The organism is Pseudomonas poae RE*1-1-14, from assembly GCF_000336465.1.
Taxonomy (GTDB): domain Bacteria; phylum Pseudomonadota; class Gammaproteobacteria; order Pseudomonadales; family Pseudomonadaceae; genus Aquipseudomonas; species Aquipseudomonas poae.
On record NC_020209.1, the window covers coordinates 3,947,179 to 3,966,668 of the forward strand.

The 19,490-nt window shown below is 62.2% G+C and carries 20 protein-coding genes; 8 read left to right on the forward strand and 12 right to left on the reverse strand.

Features of this window, described 5'->3' with window-relative positions; translation table 11 throughout:
- Positions 1–188 precede the first annotated feature (188 nt).
- The 4 genes from H045_RS17180 to H045_RS17195 form a co-directional block, all read right to left on the reverse strand.
- On the reverse strand, positions 189–2,372 hold the full coding sequence (locus tag H045_RS17180) for a xanthine dehydrogenase family protein molybdopterin-binding subunit (RefSeq protein WP_003236912.1): 2,184 nt from the start codon (positions 2,370–2,372) through the stop codon (positions 189–191).
- Entirely contained in the window at positions 2,369–3,358 is a 990-nt protein-coding gene (locus tag H045_RS17185) for an FAD binding domain-containing protein (protein WP_015373002.1), read from the reverse strand. The genes H045_RS17180 and H045_RS17185 overlap by 4 nt, the downstream gene beginning before the upstream one ends.
- Positions 3,355–3,879 carry a (2Fe-2S)-binding protein gene (locus tag H045_RS17190; RefSeq protein WP_015373003.1) on the reverse strand — a complete coding sequence of 175 codons (525 nt, stop codon included), beginning with the start codon at positions 3,877–3,879 and terminating at the stop codon, positions 3,355–3,357. Before H045_RS17190 ends, H045_RS17185 begins: the two co-directional genes overlap by 4 nt.
- Positions 3,880–3,974: 95 nt before the next feature.
- Entirely contained in the window at positions 3,975–4,421 is a 447-nt protein-coding gene (locus H045_RS17195) for a DUF4879 domain-containing protein (RefSeq protein ID WP_003236917.1), read from the reverse strand.
- A 188-nt stretch (positions 4,422–4,609) separates the two neighbouring features.
- Between H045_RS17195 and H045_RS17200 the strand changes: the two genes are divergently transcribed.
- Both H045_RS17200 and trmA read left to right on the forward strand, forming a co-directional pair.
- Positions 4,610–5,905 carry an NCS2 family permease gene (locus H045_RS17200; protein ID WP_015373004.1) on the forward strand — a complete coding sequence of 432 codons (1,296 nt, stop codon included), beginning with the start codon at positions 4,610–4,612 and terminating at the stop codon, positions 5,903–5,905.
- On the forward strand, positions 5,902–6,981 hold the full coding sequence (trmA, locus tag H045_RS17205; RefSeq protein WP_015373005.1) for a tRNA (uridine(54)-C5)-methyltransferase TrmA: 1,080 nt from the start codon (positions 5,902–5,904) through the stop codon (positions 6,979–6,981). The genes H045_RS17200 and trmA overlap by 4 nt, the downstream gene beginning before the upstream one ends.
- A gap of 17 nt (positions 6,982–6,998) precedes the next feature.
- Here trmA and H045_RS17210 read toward each other — a convergent pair whose 3' ends face one another.
- Both H045_RS17210 and H045_RS17215 read right to left on the reverse strand, forming a co-directional pair.
- Complete coding sequence (locus H045_RS17210) at positions 6,999–7,463, reverse strand: DUF2442 domain-containing protein (protein ID WP_003236921.1); 465 nt, start codon at positions 7,461–7,463, stop codon at positions 6,999–7,001.
- Complete coding sequence (locus tag H045_RS17215) at positions 7,460–7,888, reverse strand: DUF4160 domain-containing protein (RefSeq protein ID WP_015373006.1); 429 nt, start codon at positions 7,886–7,888, stop codon at positions 7,460–7,462. Before H045_RS17215 ends, H045_RS17210 begins: the two co-directional genes overlap by 4 nt.
- A gap of 262 nt (positions 7,889–8,150) precedes the next feature.
- Here H045_RS17215 and aroQ point away from each other — a divergent pair, with 262 nt between their 5' ends.
- Both aroQ and H045_RS17225 read left to right on the forward strand, forming a co-directional pair.
- Complete coding sequence (gene aroQ, locus H045_RS17220; protein WP_003236925.1) at positions 8,151–8,597, forward strand: type II 3-dehydroquinate dehydratase; 447 nt, start codon at positions 8,151–8,153, stop codon at positions 8,595–8,597.
- A complete protein-coding gene (locus H045_RS17225) occupies positions 8,594–9,445 on the forward strand; it encodes a shikimate dehydrogenase (protein WP_167325128.1) in 852 nt (283 codons plus the stop codon). Before aroQ ends, H045_RS17225 begins: the two co-directional genes overlap by 4 nt.
- 281 nt (positions 9,446–9,726) lie before the next feature.
- Here the strand turns inward: H045_RS17225 and H045_RS17230 are convergent, their stop codons facing one another.
- Positions 9,727–10,392 carry a TetR/AcrR family transcriptional regulator gene (locus tag H045_RS17230; protein ID WP_003236928.1) on the reverse strand — a complete coding sequence of 222 codons (666 nt, stop codon included), beginning with the start codon at positions 10,390–10,392 and terminating at the stop codon, positions 9,727–9,729.
- Positions 10,393–10,471: 79 nt separating this feature from the next.
- Complete coding sequence (quiC, locus tag H045_RS17235; protein ID WP_003236930.1) at positions 10,472–12,373, reverse strand: 3-dehydroshikimate dehydratase QuiC; 1,902 nt, start codon at positions 12,371–12,373, stop codon at positions 10,472–10,474.
- 213 nt (positions 12,374–12,586) lie between these two features.
- On the opposite strand from quiC, the gene H045_RS17240 reads away from it, so the two are divergent.
- The gene (locus tag H045_RS17240; protein ID WP_015373008.1) at positions 12,587–13,921 is read left to right on the forward strand and encodes an MFS transporter; all 1,335 of its coding nucleotides are present in this window, start codon (positions 12,587–12,589) and stop codon (positions 13,919–13,921) included.
- Between the two features lies 1 nt (position 13,922).
- Here H045_RS17240 and H045_RS17245 read toward each other — a convergent pair whose 3' ends face one another.
- A complete protein-coding gene (locus tag H045_RS17245; protein WP_003236935.1) occupies positions 13,923–14,801 on the reverse strand; it encodes a DMT family transporter in 879 nt (292 codons plus the stop codon).
- Positions 14,802–14,986: 185 nt separating this feature from the next.
- On the opposite strand from H045_RS17245, the gene H045_RS17250 reads away from it, so the two are divergent.
- The 3 genes from H045_RS17250 to H045_RS17260 are packed head-to-tail and all read left to right on the forward strand — an operon-like array spanning position 14,987 to position 17,315.
- Entirely contained in the window at positions 14,987–15,403 is a 417-nt protein-coding gene (locus H045_RS17250) for a lipoprotein (protein WP_015373009.1), read from the forward strand.
- 52 nt (positions 15,404–15,455) lie between these two features.
- Positions 15,456–16,343, forward strand: coding sequence for a KPN_02809 family neutral zinc metallopeptidase (gene ypfJ / locus H045_RS17255; protein WP_015373010.1), 888 nt, complete (start codon positions 15,456–15,458; stop codon positions 16,341–16,343).
- Positions 16,344–17,315, forward strand: coding sequence for a hypothetical protein (locus H045_RS17260; protein ID WP_015373011.1), 972 nt, complete (start codon positions 16,344–16,346; stop codon positions 17,313–17,315).
- A 53-nt stretch (positions 17,316–17,368) separates the two neighbouring features.
- Here H045_RS17260 and H045_RS17265 read toward each other — a convergent pair whose 3' ends face one another.
- Genes H045_RS17265 through H045_RS17275 form a run of 3 tightly spaced genes read right to left on the reverse strand, consistent with a single transcriptional unit; the run spans position 17,369 to position 19,442 of the window.
- Complete coding sequence (locus tag H045_RS17265) at positions 17,369–17,968, reverse strand: HAD family hydrolase (RefSeq protein ID WP_015373012.1); 600 nt, start codon at positions 17,966–17,968, stop codon at positions 17,369–17,371.
- On the reverse strand, positions 17,965–18,834 hold the full coding sequence (gene tesB, locus H045_RS17270; protein WP_015373013.1) for an acyl-CoA thioesterase II: 870 nt from the start codon (positions 18,832–18,834) through the stop codon (positions 17,965–17,967). Before tesB ends, H045_RS17265 begins: the two co-directional genes overlap by 4 nt.
- A gap of 38 nt (positions 18,835–18,872) precedes the next feature.
- Complete coding sequence (locus tag H045_RS17275) at positions 18,873–19,442, reverse strand: GNAT family N-acetyltransferase (protein WP_015373014.1); 570 nt, start codon at positions 19,440–19,442, stop codon at positions 18,873–18,875.
- Between the last annotated feature and the right edge of the window lie 48 nt (positions 19,443–19,490).

Here is a 19,490-nt window from a genome sequence, read left to right on the forward strand (position 1 = left end):
GCAGGCTTGCCCTGCGTTGGGGTGCGAAACGCCCCCCAATCCAGCAAAACGAGGTGTACCTGATACGGCTCAGCGCCTGGTTTTGGGGCTGCTGCGCAGCCCAACGCAGGACAAGCCTGCTCGCCACAGGGAATCTGCGCGCCACAACAGTCCGGGAACCGCAGCAAGCCCGCGCCCACACGTGCTCGCTAGAGCACCTTGTCCAGGGTAATCGGGAATTCCCGCACCCGTTTGCCGGTAGCGTGGTACACCGCATTCGCCACCGCCGCCGCCACGCCGACAATGCCGATCTCGCCCACGCCCTTGGAGCCCAGCGCGTTGACGATCTCGTCATGTTCTTCGACAAACACCACATCGATCTCGCCAATATCGGCGTTCACCGGGATGTGATATTCGGCCAGGCTGTGGTTCATGTAGCGGCCCAACTGATGATCGACCTGGGTCTCTTCATGCAGCGCCATGCCGATGCCCCACACCACGCCGCCGAGGATCTGGCTGCGCGCCATTTTAGGGTTGACCACGCGCCCGGCGGCAATCGCGCTGACCACACGGCTGACCTTGATGGTGCCCAGGTCCTCATCCACGCGCACCTCGACGAACACCGCCGAGTGCGTGGCCGTGGCGTAACCTTCGCGCTTTTTGTCGGGCTCGCTGTCGACTTGTACTTCCAGCGCCTGTTCGCCGCTGTCCTTGACCAACTGCGCCAGGGACACGCGTTGTTCGCCGGCGTGCAGTTGGCCATCCTCGAAGCGCGCAGAATCCACGTCCTTGAACGCCGGATAAGTCTGTTGAGCGATTTTCAGCAACTTTGCATTTAGCGCTTCACACGCCTGCTGCACCGCCGTACCGACCGACGACACGGTAAACGAGCCGCCTTGCAACGGCGCGGTGGGCAGGGAGGAATCTCCCAGCAGAAAGCTGATATCGGTCATTGCCACACCGCTGGCTTGCGCTGCGATCTGGGTCATCACGGTATAGGTGCCGGTGCCGATGTCGGTGGTGGCGCTGCTCACGGTCAGTTTGCCGTCCGCGTCCAATCGCGCCTTGGCGCTGGCCTTCATCTGCATGGCCTCCCACACGCCGCCGGCCATGCCCCAGCCGATCAACTGACGGCCGTCGCGCATGCTGCGCGGTTCCGGGTTGCGCTGGCTCCAGCCAAAACGCTCGGCGCCTTCGCTGTAGCACTCGCGCAGGGCTTTGCTGGACCATGGCTTGTCTTCGTTCTGGTTGCGTTCGGCGTAGTTGATCAGCCGCAGTTGCACCGGGTCGATGGCCAGGGCGCAGGCCAGTTCATCCATCGCACATTCCAGGCCGATCACACCGAGGGCAGCGCCGGGCGCGCGCATGTCCAGCGGGGTGTACACGTCCAGCGGCACCAGTTTGTAGGTCAGTTGAATGTTGTCGCAGTGGTAGAGCATGCCGCTCCACTCCACCACGTGTTCGCTGAAGTCCTCGAAGCGCGAGGTCTGGCCAATCGCGGTGTGCCCCAGCGCCAGCAGGCGACCGTTGGCGGCTGCGCCCATCTGCAGGCGCTGCAAGGTACGCGGGCGGTAGCCGAAGGTGAACATCTGCTGGCGGGTGAGGGTCACGCGCACCGAGCGTTTGAGCGACAGCGAAGCCATCACCGCCAGCGGCAACTGGTACTGCGGACGCAGGCCGGAGCCGAACGCGCCGCCGACGAACGCGGCAAAAATGCGCACCTGGCTTTTATCCAGGCCGAACACGTCCTGCACATAAGACTGGCAGTTTTGCGGGCCCTGGGTTTTGTCATGGATGTGCAAGGTGCCATCTGGCTGGTAAAGCACGGTGCTGGCGTGGGGCTCCATGGGATTGTGGTGTTCGATCGGCGTGCTGTAGTGCAGGTCGAGGCTGATGGCTGCGCCGGACCATTCGGCCTGGAAGTTGCCGCGCGGCTTGGGCGGAGTCTGCGACGAGGGGTGCGCGCTTTCCTGCTGCGCAACCAGGTCGGTGTCGAAGGCTTCGGTCTCGTACTCGATGTGCACCAGGGACCCGGCGTGACGCGCCAGCTCCAGGTTATCGGCAATGACCAGCGCCAGCGGCTGACCGCTGTACAACACGCGGTCGTTGTATAAAGGCCGGAAGGGCGAACCCTCGGCCGCATCAGCGTCGGCGAAGGCGTCATCGTAGCTGGCGATTTTCGGCCGGTTAAGGTGGTCGATCACCGCCACGACGCCCGGCAGCGCCAGCGCCCTGGAAGCGTCGATACGCAGCACACGGCCCTTGGCGATGTTGCTGGAGACCACGCTGCCGTGCAGCAGACCATCCTCGGGAAATTCACCGGCGTAGCGCGCTTGCCCGGTGACCTTGAGCAGACCGTCGACGCGGTCCAGGGGTTTGCCGATAGCACTCATGGCTGTTCTCCTGCGACGGCGGCGTCGCTCAGGGCGCGGATAATTGCACGACGGGCCAGCTTGACCTTGAAGCCATTGTGTTCAAGCGGCTCGGCATCCTTGAGCAGCGCGTCGGCGGCGTTGCTGAAGGTTTCGCGGCTGACCGACTGGCCGATCAAGGCGCTTTCCACCGCGCGGTCACGCCAGGGTTTGTGGGCCACACCGCCGAGGGCCAGGCGCGCGTCAACAATGCGGTCGCCATCCAGCTCAAGGGCGGCGGCGACGGACACCAGAGCGAAGGCATAAGACGCGCGGTCACGGATTTTCAGGTAGTGGCTATGACGGGCCAGGTGATCGGCTGGCAGTTCGACAGCCGTGATCAGCTCGTCGTCAGCCAATTGGTTGTCGCGTTGCGGCGCATCGCCAGGCAGGCGGTGGAAATCGGCAAACTCGATGACCCGCGCGCCGGCGCGCCCATGCACATGCACCCGCGCTTCCAGCGCTGCAAGGGCCACGCACATGTCGGAAGGGTGAGTGGCAACGCACTGGTCGCTGGCGCCGAGGATCGCATGGATGCGGTTCAAGCCTGTGCGCGCCGGGCAACCGCTGCCGGGCTCACGCTTGTTGCACGGCACGGCGGCGTCGTAGAAGTAGTAGCAACGGGTGCGCTGCAACAGGTTGCCGCCGGTGCTGGCCATATTGCGCAACTGCGGCGAGGCGCCGGCGAGAATGGCCTGTGACAGCAGCGGGTAGCGCTGCTCGATCAGCGGGTGCCAGGCCAGGTCGGCGTTGCTGACCAGCGCGCCGATACGCACGCCGCCGTCGGCGGTTTCTTCCACCTCGCGCAGCGGCAGACCGGTGATGTCGATCAGGTGCTCGGGACGGCTGATGTTCTCTTTCATCAGGTCCAGCAGGTTGGTGCCCCCGGCAATGAAGCGCGAGGCTGCACTGCTCAGGTGCACCGCTTCCTGCACGTCGGCAGGTTTGCTGTAGTGGAAGGGATTCATTGCTCACCTCCCCGCTGACGGCACGCAGGCAGCGCGTCTTCGATGGCATCGCGAATATTGTTGTAGGCGCCGCAACGACAGAGGTTGCCGCTCATCAGCTCCTGGATCTGTGCGCTGTCGTGGGCGCGGCCCTCGTTGACCAGGCCCACGGCGGAGCAGATCTGGCCGGGGGTGCAGTAGCCGCACTGGAAGGCGTCGTGCTTGATGAAGGCTTGCTGCATCGGGTGCAGTTGATCGCCGTCGGCCAGGCCTTCGATGGTGGTCAGCTCGGCGCCATCGCACATGATCGCCAGGGTCAGGCACGCGTTGACGCGCTTGCCGTCGCGCAACACGGTGCAGGCGCCGCACTGCCCGTGGTCGCAGCCTTTTTTGCTGCCGACCAGGTCCAGTTGTTCGCGCAGCAGGTCCAACAGGGTGGTCCAGGGCAACACGTTCAGTTGGCGTTCCTGACCGTTGAGGGTCAAGCGTATCGGGTGGGCGACGAACGGTTGGGCCGCCGCGCCATTGGGGGTCGCGCTCATAAACACCTCACGGGTTGGTGTACATCCGCGGCGTTAGGGAAATCGCCGTCTCAGGGGTACGACTTCCCGGGGGTATGAGCGTTCAAGCGGATTGATCAGAGGATATTGAGTTGGGTCTTGAGCGTGTTGCGCGGCGGGTTGATCGAGGAGTTGCTGTATTCAAAGCCGCCGGGGCCCTCAACGTTCAGGTCGAACACATAGATGTAGCCCATCAGTTGGCCTGCGCCGTTGCACGCCTGGCTGATGTTGCCGACCTGGCACACCGCCGTGCGCCGGGCATTGAGCACCGCGCCGTTGAAGCGGCCGACCGGATTGTTGCCCAGGCCCACTTCCATCACCGAGACCTGGGTGGGCCCACGGTGCGTGCACATCTGGGTGGTGGTCACGCGGTCCGGGATGCTCTCGGTGCAGCGCGCCGACTCGACCTTGAACACACGCACCTCGCTCAAGGCCGGTGCAGCAGCGCCCCACGCCGGTGCTGCGCCGAGCCACAGGCCAATAAAGGGGAACAGCGCTAGACTCCACGCGTTGGCTTTTTTCATGCTGTCGACCACCCGGTATCTGACGTCGCCGCAGTATGCCTCAAGGCCACGCGCCACACAGCCTCGGCTGCTGGTATGATGCGCCGCTTTTTCCGATCCTCTCTGAAACCACAGGCGCTTGGCGCAGTTTGTGCTTTGACTTAGAGGTCAACAAATAACGACGCAAGATAGCGTCACAGGGAGCCGGCATGCTGGAAAAGCTGTTTCAACTCAAAGCCCACAACACCAACGTGCGCACCGAGATTCTTGCGGGTATCACCACGTTCCTGGCGATGGCCTACATTCTGTTCGTGAACCCGAGCATTCTGGGCGAGACCGGCATGGACAAGGGTGCGGTGTTCGTCGCCACCTGCCTGGCCGCTGCCATCGGTTCGACCGTGATGGGCCTGATCGCCAACTACCCGATTGCGCTGGCGCCGGGCATGGGCCTGAACGCCTTCTTCACCTACACCGTCGTCCTGCACATGGGCCACACCTGGCAGGTGGCGCTGGGTGCGGTCTTCATCTCGGCGGTGCTGTTCTTCCTGCTGTCGATCTTCCGTATCCGTGAGTGGATCATCAACAGCATCCCCCTGCCGCTGCGCTCGGCGATTGCCGCTGGTATCGGTCTATTCCTCGCGCTGATCGCCCTGCATAACGCCGGTATCGTGGTCGCCAACCCGGCCACCCTGATTGGCATGGGCGACCTCAAGCAACCGGCGCCCATCCTCGCCACCCTGGGTTTCGTGCTGATCGTGGCGCTGGAAGCCCTGGCCGTGCGCGGCGCGGTCCTGATCGGCATTCTGGCGGTGACCATCGTATCGATCCTGCTCGGCATTACTCCGTTTGGCGGCGTGACCTCGATGCCGCCGTCCCTGGCCCCGACCTTCCTGCAACTGGACATCAAGGGCGCGCTGGACATCGGCCTGGTTAGCGTGATCTTCGCCTTCCTGTTCGTCGACCTGTTCGACAACTCCGGCACCCTGATCGGCGTCGCCAAGCGCGCCGGCCTGATGAGCAAGGACGGCCACATGCCTAAAATGGGCCGTGCGCTGATCGCCGACAGCACCGCCGCCATGGCCGGTTCCCTGCTAGGCACCTCGACCACCACCAGCTATATCGAATCCGCCGCGGGCGTGAGCGCCGGTGGCCGTACCGGCCTGACCGCCATCGTGGTCGCCATTCTGTTCCTGCTGGCGCTGTTCTTCTCGCCACTGGCCGCCAGCGTACCCGCCTTCGCCACCGCGCCGGCGCTGCTGTTCGTGGCGGTGCTGATGACCCAGGGCCTGGCCGAAATCGACTGGGATGACATTACCGTGGCAGCGCCGGTGGTGATCACCGCCCTGGCGATGCCCTTCACTTACTCCATCGCCAACGGCATCGCCTTCGGTTTCATCGCCTGGACCGCCATCAAGCTGCTTTCGGGCCGCTACCGTGAGCTGAACCCGGCGCTGGTGATTCTGTCGATTCTGTTTGTGATCAAGCTGGGCTGGTTCAACGCATGACTTTTGACGCCGCACGCTACACCGCGCAATTGCAGGACAAGGTCACACGCCTGCGTGACCTGCTGGCACCGTTCGATGCGCCCGAGCCGCAGGTCTTCGACTCGCCGTTGCAGCACTTTCGCCTGCGCGCCGAATTCCGCCTGTGGCGCGAAGAGGGCGAGCGTCATTACGCGATGTTCTCCCAGGACGACAAGCGCACGCCGATCCTGATCGAAGACTTCCCGATTGCCAGCCAGCGCATCAACCAGCTGATGCCGCAGCTCAAGGCCGCCTGGCAAGCCAGCGCGGCCCTGAGTCACAAGCTGTTCCAGGTGGAGTTCCTTACCACCCTGGCCGGCGATGCGATGATCACCCTGTGCTACCACCGCCCGCTGGACGAGCACTGGCACACGGCGGCGAATAAACTGGCGGATGATCTGGGCGTGAGCATCATCGGCCGCTCCAAGGGCAAGCGCGACGTGATCGGCCACGACTACGTGGTGGAAAAACTCGACGTCGGCGCGCGCACCTTCAGCTACCGCCAACCCGAAGGCGCCTTCACCCAGCCCAACGGCACGGTGAACCAGAAGATGCTCAACTGGGCGTTCGAGGCGCTGGGCGAGCGCCCGGATGATTTGCTGGAGCTGTACTGCGGCAACGGCAACTTCACCCTGCCCCTGGCCACGCGCGTGCGCAAGGTATTGGCGACCGAAATCAGCAAGACCTCGGTCAACGCGGCGCTGAGCAATCTCGATGAAAACGCGGTGAATAACGTCACCCTGGTGCGCCTCTCCGCCGAAGAACTCACCCAGGCGCTGAACGAAGTACGTCCGTTCCGTCGCCTGCATGGCGTCGACCTGAAAAGCTACGAATTCGGCAGCGTATTCGTCGACCCACCGCGCGCCGGCATGGACCCGGACACCTGCGAACTGACCCGGCGCTTCGACAACATCCTGTACATCTCCTGCAATCCCGAGACGCTGGCGGCGAACATTGCGCAACTGCATGACACCCACCGCATCACCCGGTGTGCCCTGTTTGACCAGTTCCCGTGGACGCATCACATGGAGTCAGGCGTGTTGCTGAGCCGTCGTTGATCCAGCCCTGTGTAGCGTCAAGCGTCGGTGGAATCACCGGTGTCCGGCGCTTTTTTGGGTGGCCGGCCACCTTTCTTGCCATTGGCACGGGCGGCGGCGGATTTGGCCGCGCTGCTCTTGCGACCGTTGCGTGACGCCACCAGGCTCGTCGCCAGATCCATCAGCGGCTGGCTTGTGGCGATCAGGCCGGTGATCGAGACGTCGAGGTCCTGAGGCTCGCAGCACAGTGCCTTGCCGCCAAAGCCGACTTCCAACTGCTGGAAATCCTCCTGGGAAAACCCTTCGAACTCCGCAAGACCGGCTACAGGCAGCACGACACGGCTGCCGTCGCTGAAGCCGATGGAGAGGCAGCCGTCTTCATATCGCACATTGCTCGCAGTAGCGTATAGACGCTTGAGCTTGCGCCCCCGTGCTATTGCCTTGTCGATATCCGCATCAGTAAGAGGTACATAAGGTGTGACTTTGGCCTTCACGATTTTCATAAATCAATCCCCACGCAATTGGGTGCTCTTACCAGATTCAAAATTGTTCGTTGCGCCACAACGTCGTGCCAGGCACTTGCGATGACATGGACACCGCGTCGAATGACCAACTCTGGAACCAGTTCACTCGCGTCCAAATCCCAGGAATGGTTCTCCAGGCAAACCGTTTGCAGTTTTTCCCACCAAATCCTGCGCGCACGAGCCAGATAGTGCCGCTGCGTTATTGCCTTGCCTATTTCATTCAGAAGCGCTTTGGGGGGCCGTCTGCGTTCGGGGTCCACGTCCCATAGCTCCACATCTGCGTTCAGAAAGCTGAAGCGAAAGCGCGCATCCCACTCCTTGCCCCTGACGTGCACATGCGGCGGGCAGTGCTCATCCCTGATAAACACCGAAATCACATATCCCTTGTAAGCGCCTACTCGCATCGTAACCCATCCGTTAGGTTATTTTCCGTCAGGTTACATTTCTTCTTTGCCAACCCGACAACCGGCTCGTTAATCCCAGAGCTGCTTCACAGATTAGTAATGCCGGCCAATTCGTCGAATGCGGCGTTGTTACCGCACATTCCAACGTCTGAAAACACGATTAACCGTTCGATAATCGAACACAGCCAGCGCCATCCATTGACCAAACTAACCAACCAGTACATTTTATCTCCACACCAATAAGAACTGTGGAGATCCCCCAATGCCGCCCATCGTGCTGGTGCTCAACGGCCCCAATCTCAATCTGCTCGGCACCCGCGAGCCCGCCACTTATGGCCATGAAACCCTGGCCGATGTCGCCGCTCTGTGCGGGCGTAGCGCCGAACAGCTCGGGCTCAAAGTCGAGTTCCGCCAGACCAATCACGAAGGCGAACTGCTCGATTGGATTCACGGCGCCCGCGCCCGCTGCGCCGGCATCGTGATCAACCCCGCCGCCTGGACCCACACCTCGGTCGCCCTCCGTGATGCGCTGGTGGCCAGCGAAGTGCCCGTGATCGAAGTGCATCTCTCCAACGTGCATGCGCGCGAAGCCTTTCGTCATCACTCGTTCGTCTCTCCGGTCGCCAAGGCGGTGCTGGCCGGTTTTGGCAGCCATGGTTATCACCTGGCCCTGGAGCATTTCAGTCATACGCTCAAAGGATGCGCCTGATGAAACCACGTGTACTCGCCGGCCTGATCGGCGCCGGTATCCAGGCCTCCCGCACCCCGGCCCTGCACGAGCAGGAAGGTGACGCCCAGGGCTTGCGCTACCTGTATCGCCTGATCGACCTGGACCCGTTGCAACTGACCGTCAGCGCCCTGCCCGACCTACTGAGCGCCGCAGAATCGATGCAGTTCACCGGTTTGAACATTACCTACCCGTGCAAGCAGGCGATCCTGCCGCTGCTCGATGACTTGTCGGACGAAGCGCGCGGCATCGGCGCGGTAAACACTGTGGTGTTCAAAAATGGCAAGCGCATCGGTCACAACACCGACTGCCTGGGCTTTGCCGAAGGTTTCAGGCGTAACCTCAATGATGTGCCGCGTCAGCGCGTGGTGCAGATGGGCGCCGGCGGTGCCGGGGCGGCGGTTGCCCATGCGTTGCTGGCCGAGGGTGTGCAGCAGTTGAGTATTTTCGACGTGGACGCCGCCCGATCGCGCGAGCTTGTGGATAACTTGACCTCACGCTTCGGCACGGGCCGCGCCGAGGTCGGCAGCCAATTGGATAACGCCATGGCCGAGGCCGATGGCCTGGTGAACACCACGCCGATGGGCATGGCCAAACTGCCCGGCACGCCGGTGCCTGCAGCGCTGTTGCGTGCTGAACTGTGGGTCGCGGAAATCGTGTACTTCCCGCTGGAAACCCAACTGCTGCGCGATGCCCGGGCCTTGGGTTGCCGTACGTTGGATGGTGGCAATATGGCGGTGTTTCAGGCGGTGAAAGCGTTTGAATTGTTCAGTGGTGAGGTGGCGGATGCGCAAAGAATGCTTGCGCACTTCCAGACCCTGAACACCTGAACATGTAGGAGGCTCTATCGCGCAGCAAACTGGAGCCTCTGTGGCGAGCGGGCTTGCCCCGCGTTGGGGTGCGAAGCGCCCCCAATCCAGCAAAACGCGGTGTACCTGATACGGCTCAGCGCCTGGTTTTGGGGCCGCTGCGCAGCCCAACGCAGGACAAGCCTGCTCGCCACAGGAATGTGGATTCCTGAAATTTCATTTTTTTAATCAACACTTTATTTTGTGTTTGATAAGCGGGGAGCTTGCCTCCTCCCACATGGATTGCATTTCAAAACGCGTAATCAGGCCTGCAGGTAACGCAGCACCGACTCACAGATCATCTCGCGGTGCCGCTGTTTAACCGCCTCATCCGACAGCTCGATCTGAAAAATCTCACTGAAGGTATGGCGATTGGACACCCGGTAAAAGCTGAACGAGTTGATCAGCAGGTGCACGTCCAATGGCTCCAGCCCCTCGCGAAACAACCCCAACTCGGCGCCCCGGCGCAGGGTTTCACCAAGGCCCTCGAGGATCTTGCTGTTCATCGCCTTGATCGTGTCGGTGCGCTTCACGTACTCGGCATTGTGGATATTTTCGATGCTCACAATGCGCACAAAATCCACATTCTGATCATGGTGATCAAAGGTGAACTCCACCAGCCGCCGGATCGCTTCGCGCGGCTCCAGGGCGGTGAGGTTCATGCGGGTTTCGGTGTTGCGGATGTCGCCGTAGAGTTTTTCAAGCACCTCGACGTACAACTGCTCCTTGCTGCCGAAGTAGTAATAGATCATGCGTTTGGAGGTGTGGATGCGCTCGGCGATGGCGTCCACGCGGGCGCCGGACAGGCCCTGCTGAACAAACTCGACGATGGCTTCCTGGAGAATATTCTCGCGGGTCTTTTCCGGATTGTTCTTGCGACTCTTGCGCGGTGCGTCTGACACGGCGGAGAGATCGGGAGTCAGGGTCATGGTGCGCTCATGGCGGAGTGTTATGCAGGCTGCGATTATGGGGCGCGGCGCCTCCCGAAGGAAGCACCGCCCCCGTGTATCACAAGCGCGCCTGACGAACCGCGCCGCTGCGCGACTTGGCCATCGCCGCCAGGCGCACTGCCACATTTGCCGCGCCATAACCGGCATAGCCGTTCTTGCGCTGCAAAATCTCGAAGAAAAACCGGCCCTCGAACGCTTCGGTGTACACGTGAAACAGCTCACCGCCCTGGGCGTCGCGGTCGTACAGCACGTTGTAATACGCCAACTCGCTGAGAAACTCGTCGTCGAAATCAAAACGGGCGGCGAGGTCGTCGTAGTAATTGAGCGGGATATCCAGCAGCGGCACCCCGGCGTCCTTGGCTCGGCGCACCTCTGCGAAAATATCTGCGCAGTCGAAGGCAATGTGGTGCACGCCCGAGCCGCGATAGCTCGACAGCGCGTGGGAAATGGCCGTGTTGCGGTTCTCGGAGATATTCAGCGGCAGGCGAATCGAGCTGCAACGGCTGCGCAGCGCCCGGCTTTTCACCAAGCCATAAGGGTCAGGCAGCACCACTTCATCATCGGCTTCGAAATCCAGCAGGCTCTTGTAGAACAGCACCCAGCTGTCGAGACTGTCGGCCGGCAACGCCATGGCCATATGGTCGATGCGCAGCAGCCCGCCACTGGCGGACGGCGCCGATTGCAGGTTGAAATCAGTGTCGTACAGGCCGCCTTCGCTCGGGTCCACCAAGTAGATAAGGCTGCCATCCGGGGCACGCACGGCCGCCAGTTCCAGTTCATTGGGCCCGACCAGGCCGCGATAGGGCTGGCCCTTGTAGGCCACTGCCCGTTGCAGTGCCTTGGCGCTGTCCTTGACCCGAATCGCCGTGGCACACAACGACGGCCCATGGGCCTCGAAGAAGTTGTGGGCGAAAGAATAGGGTTCGCAATTAAGGATCAGGTTGATATCGCCCTGGCGCAGCAGGCTCACATTTTTCGAGCGGTGCTGCCCGGCCTTGGCAAAACCCAGGCGTTCCAGCCAGTGGGTGAGCTTGGCACCAAGGCTTTCATCCACGGCGAATTCGAGGAACTCAATGCCGTCGTACTCGCTGGCGGCAGGCGTTTCAAAGAGGATATCGACTGGCGCCGCAGGCGCTTGCTCAGCCAGACGCTGGCGGGTTTTCTCTTCCAGGTACAGCAACGAGCGCAGGCCATCGGCCGCATTCGCGCGCGTGGGGGCGGCGCGAAAACCATCGTTGAAAATTTCCAGGGACAACGGCCCGCTGTAGCCGCTTTGGATGATCGGCGCGAGAAACCCCGCCAGGTCGAACTCGCCCTGGCCCGGGAAACAGCGAAAATGCCGGCTCCACTCCAGCACGTCCATGGCCAGGATCGGCGCGTCGGCCATTTGCACAAAGAAAATCTTGTCGCCGGGTATCTGGGCGATGCCACTCGGGTCGCCCTTGAGCGACAGCGTGTGGAAACTGTCGAGCAGCACACCCAGGGCAGGATGATCGACCTGGCGCACCAGGTTCCACACCTGCTGCCAGGTGTTCACATGCTTGCCCCAGGCCAGCGCTTCATAGCCGATGCGCAAGCCACGACGACCGGCGTGTTCGGCCAAAAGGCTGAGGTCATCGAGCAGGATGCGTTCATCGCCCACGCAATCGGCGGACGCGTTGCTGCACACCAGCACCAGGTCGGTGCCCAGCTCCTGCATCAGGTCAAACTTGCGTTCGGCGCGCTCCAGGTTGCGCGCCAGACGGTCGCGGCGGCAGCCTTCAAAGTCGCGGAATGGCTGGAACAAGGTGATGGCAATCCCCAGGTCGGCACACATTTGCCTAACTTCGCGCGGGCTGCCGTCGTAATACAACAGGTCGTTCTCGAAGATCTCAACCCCATCAAAACCGGCGGCGGCAATGGCTTCGAGCTTTTCCGGCAGGGTGCCGCTCAAGGAAACGGTAGCGATGGATCGTTGCATGGAGTTCTCCCGGCACGTGTTGTTTGTGGCAAATTATTCGCCCCCAGCCAACACGCAGCAATCATAATGTACGAACCGGTTAGTTTTTGGTGCGATTATCGAACACTAGCCGATTTGGCGAATTGACGATTTTTTAACCGCTGCGCACCATCGATCTCGTAAGAAAAGACCCAGAACACACCATAAAAATTTCAAAAAAACGGGTACGACCTCATGCCTTTGCAAAACCCTACCCTGGCCACGCGCCCGGGCACCCCGCACGCCGGCATCGGCGACAAGATCCGCGGCGCCCTGGCCGTGGGTAAAACTCGCTGGGGCATGTTGGCCCTGGTATTCTTCGCCACCACCCTCAACTACATCGACCGCGCCGCCCTGGGCGTGATGCAACCGATCCTCGCCAAGGAAATGAGCTGGACGGCGATGGACTACGCCAACATCAACTTCTGGTTTCAGGTGGGCTACGCCGTCGGCTTCGTGCTGCAGGGCCGCCTGATCGACCGGGTGGGTGTCAAACGCGTGTTCTTCTGCGCCGTGCTGTTGTGGAGCCTGGCCACCGGCGCCCATGGCCTGGCCACCTCGGCAGTGGGCTTTATGGTGTGCCGCTTTATCCTGGGCCTGACCGAAGCCGCCAACTACCCGGCCTGCGTCAAGACCACCCGCCTGTGGTTCCCGGCCGGTGAGCGCGCCGTGGCCACCGGCATTTTCAACGCCGGCACCAACGTCGGGGCAATGATGACGCCGATGCTGCTGCCGTTGATCCTGCACGTGTGGGGCTGGCAGGCGGCGTTCCTGTGCATGGCATCACTCGGCGCAATCTGGCTGGTGTTCTGGGGTTTGAAGTACTACAACCCGGAAGACCATCCGAGCGTTAAACAATCGGAACTGGACTACGTGCAACGGGAAGTCGAGCCGGAACAACCCGGCGTACCGTTCAGCCGCATCCTGCGCATGCGCGGCACCTGGGCCTTCGCCATCGCCTATGCCCTGACCGCCCCGGTGTTCTGGTTCTACCTGTACTGGCCGCCACCGTTCCTGAACCAGCAATACAGTCTGGGCATCAACGTGACGCAGATGGGCATCCCGCTGATCATCATCTACCTCACCGCCGACTTCGGCAGCGTGGGCGGTGGCATCCTGTCGTCATTCCTGATCGGCCGTGGCATGAACTCGATCAAGGCGCGGCTGCTGTCGATGCTGCTGTTCGCCTGCTGCATCGTTGGCGTGATCATGGCCGCCGGCTCCAGCCAGCTGTGGGTCGCAGTGTTTGCCATCTCCCTGGCCATCGGCGCGCACCAGGCCTGGACCGCCAACATCTGGAGCCTGGTGATGGACTACACGCCCAAGCACATGATGAGCACAGTGTTCGGGTTCGGCGGAATGTGCGCGGCCATCGGCGGCATGTTCATGACTCAGATCGTCGGCCACATCCTCACGGTGACCAACAACAACTACACGGTGCTGTTCACCCTGATCCCGGCGATGTACTTCATTGCGCTGACCTGGATGTACTTCATGGCCCCGCGCAAGATCCCGACGGTAGACGTGTAACTCAACGACGCCGCTGCTGCCAGGCAGCGGCCAGCCCACTCATGCAGATCACCCCGATGCCGACCACCGTGGTCATGTCGGGGGTATGACTGAACACCAGCCAGCCCAACAACCCCGCAAACACGATCTGGCAATAGCCGAACGGCGCCAGCAATGCCGGCGCCGCGAAGCGGAACGCCTGGGTCAGCATCAGGTGGGCGGTCATGCCGCAAGTGCCAAGCGCCAGCATCATCACCCCATGCCACAGGCTCGGCACATGCCAGAAGAACGGCACCATCGCACTCATCACCAGGGTGTTGCACAGCCCGGCGAAAAAATTGCTGGTGGTGGGCGTGTCGTATTGGCTGAGGATGCGCGTGAGCAACTGGTAGAAGCAGAAGAACAGCGCCGAGCACAACGGCAGCAGCACCGCCGGGGTAAACAGTTCACCGCCGGGGTGGATGATGATCACCACGCCGATAAACCCGCAGATCACCGCCAGCCACTGGCCCCGCGTAACGTGCTCGCCCAGCAGCGGCACCGACAGCGCGGTCACCAGGATGGGCGCGAGGAAGTTCACCGCCGTGGCTTCTGCCAGCGGGATGTAATGCAGCGCCGTGGTGAAAAACAGGCTGGTGCCCAACAGGCACAATGCCCGCACCACCTGCATGCCGGGGCGTTTGCTGCGCAGTACGCGCAGGCCCGACTGCGGGAGGAAGATCCCGGCCATCAGCAAGGTGTGCACCAGGTAGCGCGCCCACACCACCATCACGATCGGGTAGAACCCGGCCAGGTATTTGGACAGCGCGTCGTGGCTGGAGAACAGGAACGTCGCCACCACGATCAACAGGATGCCTTTGAACGGATGGTTGACGCCGGAAAGCGGGGTACTGACAGTCATTGAATTCTCTTGTGTGGCGAGTCAAATGCGATGGCACTCAACCAAATAATCTAGCAGCCGGGCAGGCGTCTGCCCCACGAGCATAACCAAACACCGGGCGAACAGCGCACTAAATCACCGGCTTTGGGTCCAACCCTGCACGTTCACGCCCGTATTGCGCATTTTTTAACCAAGGCCTGCCTGCCATGAAAAAAACCTTGTTTCTACTCTCCACCCTGGCCTTGCTCGCCGCCTGTAACCAGGAACACAAGGCACCCACCAAACCCGCGCCGCCATCGGTGCAAGCGACCCTGGTGCCACCAACCCCGCCCACCGACCAATGGGTGGGCAAATGGATCGGCGTCGAGGGCCTGAACCTCACCATCGCCAAAGACGACGCCGTTGGCCGCGGGCACTACCTGTTGACCATGCAATATGGTCTGGATGCCGAGGACGCCGGCACCTTCAAGGGTGAAGAAGCCGACAACGGTATCGCCTTCACCCGTCCGGACGGCCTGCAGATGCTGCGCGCCGGTGACGGTGAGGCCACTGGCCTTAAATGGCTGGCGGATAAAAAAGACTGCCTGATCGTCGCCACCGGCGAAGGGTATTGCCGCCAATAAGGCCATACTCCATCAATATTTTTGTAGGACCTTTCATCAAGAGGATTGCACCATGCTATGGAAAAAAGGCCGACGCAGCGACAACGTGGTGGATGCCCGGGATGACAGTGGCGGCGGTGGTGGCGGCATGCGCTTCGGCGGTGGCAAGGGCCTGAGCCTCACGGCGATTGTGCTGATCGTCGGCATTGGCTGGCTGACCGGCCAGAACCCGATGGAGATCCTCGGCCAGTTGACCGGCCAGGCCGAGCAGGCGCCTTCGGTGAGCCCGCAAACGCGCCAGGCACCACCGGCCAATGATCAGCAGGCTGACTTCGTGCGTGCCGTGCTGGGCGACACCGAAGACACCTGGGGCCAAGTGTTCCAGGAGAACGGCCTGACCTACACCAACCCGAAACTGATTCTGTTCCGTGGCCGGGTGAATTCCGCCTGCGGTGGCGCCACCTCGGCCAGCGGCCCGTTCTATTGCCCGGCCGACCAGCAGGTGTACCTGGACCTGGATTTCTTCCGCGAAATGTCGCAACGTTTCCAGGCCGCCGGCGACTTCGCCCAGGCCTACGTGATCGCCCATGAAGTCGGGCATCACGTGCAGACGCTGCTCGGCATCTCGGCCAAGATTCAGACCGCTCGTCAACAGGGCCGTCCGATGGAAGGCGACGGCGGCCTGCTGGTGCGCCAGGAGCTACAAGCCGACTGCTTCGCCGGGGTATGGGCCAACCGCGCGCAAAAGCGCCTGAACTGGCTGGAACCGGGCGATATCGAAGAAGCGTTGAATGCGGCCAATGCGATTGGCGACGATCGCTTGCAGCAACAGGGTCAAGGCCGCGTGGTGCCTGACTCGTTTACGCACGGCACCTCGGCGCAAAGGGTTCGCTGGTTCAAGACCGGCTTTGCAGGGGGCCAGATCACTCAATGCGACACCTTTGCCGCCAAGAGTCTTTGAATGAATAAACGATGGGGTGTGCTACTGGGTTTACTGGTGTGCTGTTCAACCCTGGCGGCCGAACACGGCGTCAAGGAGGTCAGCCCTGAGCGCTTTCACCTGCAGGCCGGCGACCTGAGTGTGGGCTTGAGCCAGGACTGGCGCCAGCCGATGCCCCAGGTCACGCGCGCGCTGATCATCGTGCATGGTCGCCTGCGCAACGCGCAGACCTACCTGCACAGCGGGGTCGACGCTGCCCGCCAGGCCGGCGTCGGCGCTGAAACGCTGGTGATCGCGCCGCAGTTTCTCAACCAGGCGGACGTGAAACGCAACCACTTGAGCGATCAGGTGCTGCGCTGGCATGGCAATGACTGGATGGGCGGCGCATCATCCACCGGCCCAGGCCAGATCAGCTCGTTTGGCGCACTGGATCAGATCATCAAGCACCTGAGCGACCGTAAACTGTTCCCGGCGCTGAAACAGATCGTGGTCGCTGGCCACTCCGGCGGCGGCCAAGTGGTGCAGCGCTTCGCCCTCACCGGCCATGCTCATCCGACCCTGCAAACCGAAGGCATCAGCCTGCGTTACGTGGTGGCCAACCCCTCGTCCTACGCGTACTTCAGCCCGCAACGCCCGGTGAAGTTCGACGCTGCCCGCTGCCCGGACTTCAACGACTGGAAATACGGCATGCAAAACCTGCCCGACTACGCCAAGGGCCAGGGCCCCCAGCAGTTGGAACAGGCCTATGTGTCGCGGGATATCACCTACTTGCTGGGCCAGCAGGACACCGACCCCAACCACCCGGCGCTGGATAAAAGCTGCGAAGCTGAAACCCAGGGCGCGTATCGGTTGATTCGTGGACACAACTACTTTGACTACCTCAAGCTGCGCCATCCGCAGTTGAGCCACAGGCTGGTGGAAGTACCCGGCGTGGGGCATGACGGCGACAAGATGTTTACCTCGCCTGAGGGCCAGAAAGCCCTGTTCAACTGACGAAACCGGATAAAAAAGGTGGGAGGGGCTTACCCCCTCCCACCTGTTGATTTCTATTGACTGGCCTGGATCATCCGGCGCAAAGCCGTGCAATCCTGGGCATGCCAATCCGCCAGCTCCGGCCACGGATTCTGCGGCAGGTTCACCAATACCGTGCGCGTCCCCGCCGCCCGTCCGCAGTCCAGGTCGAAGCGGTAATCCCCCACCATCACCATCTCGCTCGGCGCCACGCCCCAGGCGGCCGCCAGCTTCAACAACCCACCCGGCTCGGGCTTGGGCGGTGCGTCTTCACGGCCCAGCACATCCGCTACCGCAAAGCAGTCCGCCAGGCCAATCGCCGCCAACGTGACATGGGCCAACTCCCGCGCGTTGCGGGTGAGAATGCCCAGGCGATAGCCGCGCGCAGCCAGTTCGCGCACCAGCGCCACGGCACCCTCCGCTGCCGTCGAGCCCAGCGCCAGATCGCGCTCGTGCTCCAACAGCCAGGCATGTTTGGCCGCCGCGATATCGGCCGGCAACGCGGCCAGATGGGTAAGGATGTCGTCTTCGGGCGGTATGTCCAGGGCCACGCGGATGGCCGCAAAGTCGTGCACTGCCACGGTGAGGGTGCCGTCCATATCGAACACCCAGTGCTTAACCTCTGCCAGGCTCATGCCCAATCCTTGCGATGGCGAATCAGGCCTTCCTGGGTCACCGACGCCACCAGTTGCCCGGCGCGGTTGTACACGCTGCCCCGCGAAAACCCACGGGAATTGCCGGCCCACGGGCTGTCCATGGCGTAGAGCAGCCAATCGTCGGCGCGCAGATCGGCGTGGAACCACAGCGCGTGATCGAGGCTTGCGACCTGCATATCTTTTTGCCACACGGTCTTGCCATGAGGCAGCAACGAGGTGGTCAGCAGGCCGAAGTCCGAGGCGTAGGCCAACAGGTACTTGTGCAGCGCCGGCGCATCCGCCAGGGCACCATCGGCGCGAAACCACACGTATTTGACCGGGTCGGACGGCTGCGGATTGAACGGGTCCCGCTCGGTGACCGGGCGCACTTCGATGGGCTTGGGGCACAGCAGCTTGTCGCGCATGTGCTCGGGGATCAGGTGCGCGCGCTGCTGGGTCAGCTCCAGCTCCGACGGCAGGTTTTCCGGCCCCACCACAACGGGCATGGTGGTCTGGTGTTCGAAGCCTTGCTCGTCATACTGGAATGACGCGCTGCAGGTGAAAATCGGGTTGCCTTTCTGGATCGCCGTCACGCGACGCGTGCTGAAACTGCCGCCGTCACGCACGCGGTCCACCGAATACACCACCGGCAGGGCCGCGTCGCCGGGGCGCAGGAAATAGCCGTGCAGGGAATGCACATGGCGCGCTTCTTCAACGGTCTGGCTCGCGGCAGACAACGACTGGCCGAGCACCTGGCCGCCGAACAACTGGCGAAAACCCAGGTCCTGGCTGCGGCCGCGAAAGAGGTTTTCCTCAATCGGCTCCAGGGTCAGCAAGTCCACCAGATCTTCCAATACTTGGCTCATAGAGCAACTCCTACAATCTTAGGGGCATTCCGGGCTGCTTATCCGTGCAGCGTGTCCAACCATTGGGCGCGGGTGATGCGATACAAAACATGTGGCCGCAGCGGATCATCGGCTGCGACCTTGGGGTGTTCAAAATCTGCCTGGGGATCGTAATGCATACCGATGGCCTGCATGACTTTTTGTGATGGCAGATTGGCCTCGGTGGTGAAGGCGACGATGTCATCCAGCTGCAAGCGGTCGAACCCACAGCGCAGCGCGGTCCAGGCCGCCTCACTGGCATAGCCCAGGCCCCAATGTTCACGGGCCAGGCGCCAGCCGATTTCCACCGCAGGGGTAAAGCCCGCCGCAAAGCTGACAGGCTGCAACCCGGTGAGGCCGATGAACTCGCCGCTGTCCTTGCGTTGCAGCGCCCACAGGCCAAAGCCGTATTCAGCGAAATGGCCGCGAATACGGCCGATCAACGCGGCGCTTTCGAGGTGGCTCAAGGTCGCCGGGAAATAGCGCATCACCTGTGGGTCGGCGCACATGCGCGCAAATTCCGGCAGGTCGCTGTCACGCCATTGGCGCATGATCAGGCGTGCGCTGTGCAGTTCGAGTATCGGCTCCATGGGTCCCCTTCCCTTGCCATGTGCGTGAGGCATGTGTTTGTGAGTGTA

Excerpts from the sequence above, each read along its gene's own strand:
- trmA (WP_015373005.1), top strand. The coding sequence starts at position 5,902 with ATGACTTTTGACGCCGCACGCTACACCGCGCAATTGCAGGACAAGGTC.
- H045_RS17265 (WP_015373012.1), bottom strand. The coding sequence starts at position 17,968 with ATGAGCCTGGCAGAGGTTAAGCACTGGGTGTTCGATATGGACGGCACC.
- H045_RS17195 (WP_003236917.1), bottom strand. The coding sequence starts at position 4,421 with ATGAAAAAAGCCAACGCGTGGAGTCTAGCGCTGTTCCCCTTTATTGGC.
- H045_RS17230 (WP_003236928.1), bottom strand. The coding sequence starts at position 10,392 with ATGACCCTGACTCCCGATCTCTCCGCCGTGTCAGACGCACCGCGCAAG.
- H045_RS17250 (WP_015373009.1), top strand. The coding sequence starts at position 14,987 with ATGAAAAAAACCTTGTTTCTACTCTCCACCCTGGCCTTGCTCGCCGCC.
- H045_RS17200 (WP_015373004.1), top strand. The coding sequence starts at position 4,610 with ATGCTGGAAAAGCTGTTTCAACTCAAAGCCCACAACACCAACGTGCGC.
- H045_RS17260 (WP_015373011.1), top strand. The coding sequence starts at position 16,344 with ATGAATAAACGATGGGGTGTGCTACTGGGTTTACTGGTGTGCTGTTCA.
- H045_RS17215 (WP_015373006.1), bottom strand. The coding sequence starts at position 7,888 with ATGCGAGTAGGCGCTTACAAGGGATATGTGATTTCGGTGTTTATCAGG.
- H045_RS17210 (WP_003236921.1), bottom strand. The coding sequence starts at position 7,463 with ATGAAAATCGTGAAGGCCAAAGTCACACCTTATGTACCTCTTACTGAT.
- H045_RS17190 (WP_015373003.1), bottom strand. The coding sequence starts at position 3,879 with ATGAGCGCGACCCCCAATGGCGCGGCGGCCCAACCGTTCGTCGCCCAC.
- ypfJ (WP_015373010.1), top strand. The coding sequence starts at position 15,456 with ATGCTATGGAAAAAAGGCCGACGCAGCGACAACGTGGTGGATGCCCGG.
- tesB (WP_015373013.1), bottom strand. The coding sequence starts at position 18,834 with ATGAGCCAAGTATTGGAAGATCTGGTGGACTTGCTGACCCTGGAGCCG.
- quiC (WP_003236930.1), bottom strand. The coding sequence starts at position 12,373 with ATGCAACGATCCATCGCTACCGTTTCCTTGAGCGGCACCCTGCCGGAA.
- aroQ (WP_003236925.1), top strand. The coding sequence starts at position 8,151 with ATGCCGCCCATCGTGCTGGTGCTCAACGGCCCCAATCTCAATCTGCTC.
- H045_RS17275 (WP_015373014.1), bottom strand. The coding sequence starts at position 19,442 with ATGGAGCCGATACTCGAACTGCACAGCGCACGCCTGATCATGCGCCAA.
- H045_RS17245 (WP_003236935.1), bottom strand. The coding sequence starts at position 14,801 with ATGACTGTCAGTACCCCGCTTTCCGGCGTCAACCATCCGTTCAAAGGC.
- H045_RS17180 (WP_003236912.1), bottom strand. The coding sequence starts at position 2,372 with ATGAGTGCTATCGGCAAACCCCTGGACCGCGTCGACGGTCTGCTCAAG.
- H045_RS17185 (WP_015373002.1), bottom strand. The coding sequence starts at position 3,358 with ATGAATCCCTTCCACTACAGCAAACCTGCCGACGTGCAGGAAGCGGTG.
- H045_RS17240 (WP_015373008.1), top strand. The coding sequence starts at position 12,587 with ATGCCTTTGCAAAACCCTACCCTGGCCACGCGCCCGGGCACCCCGCAC.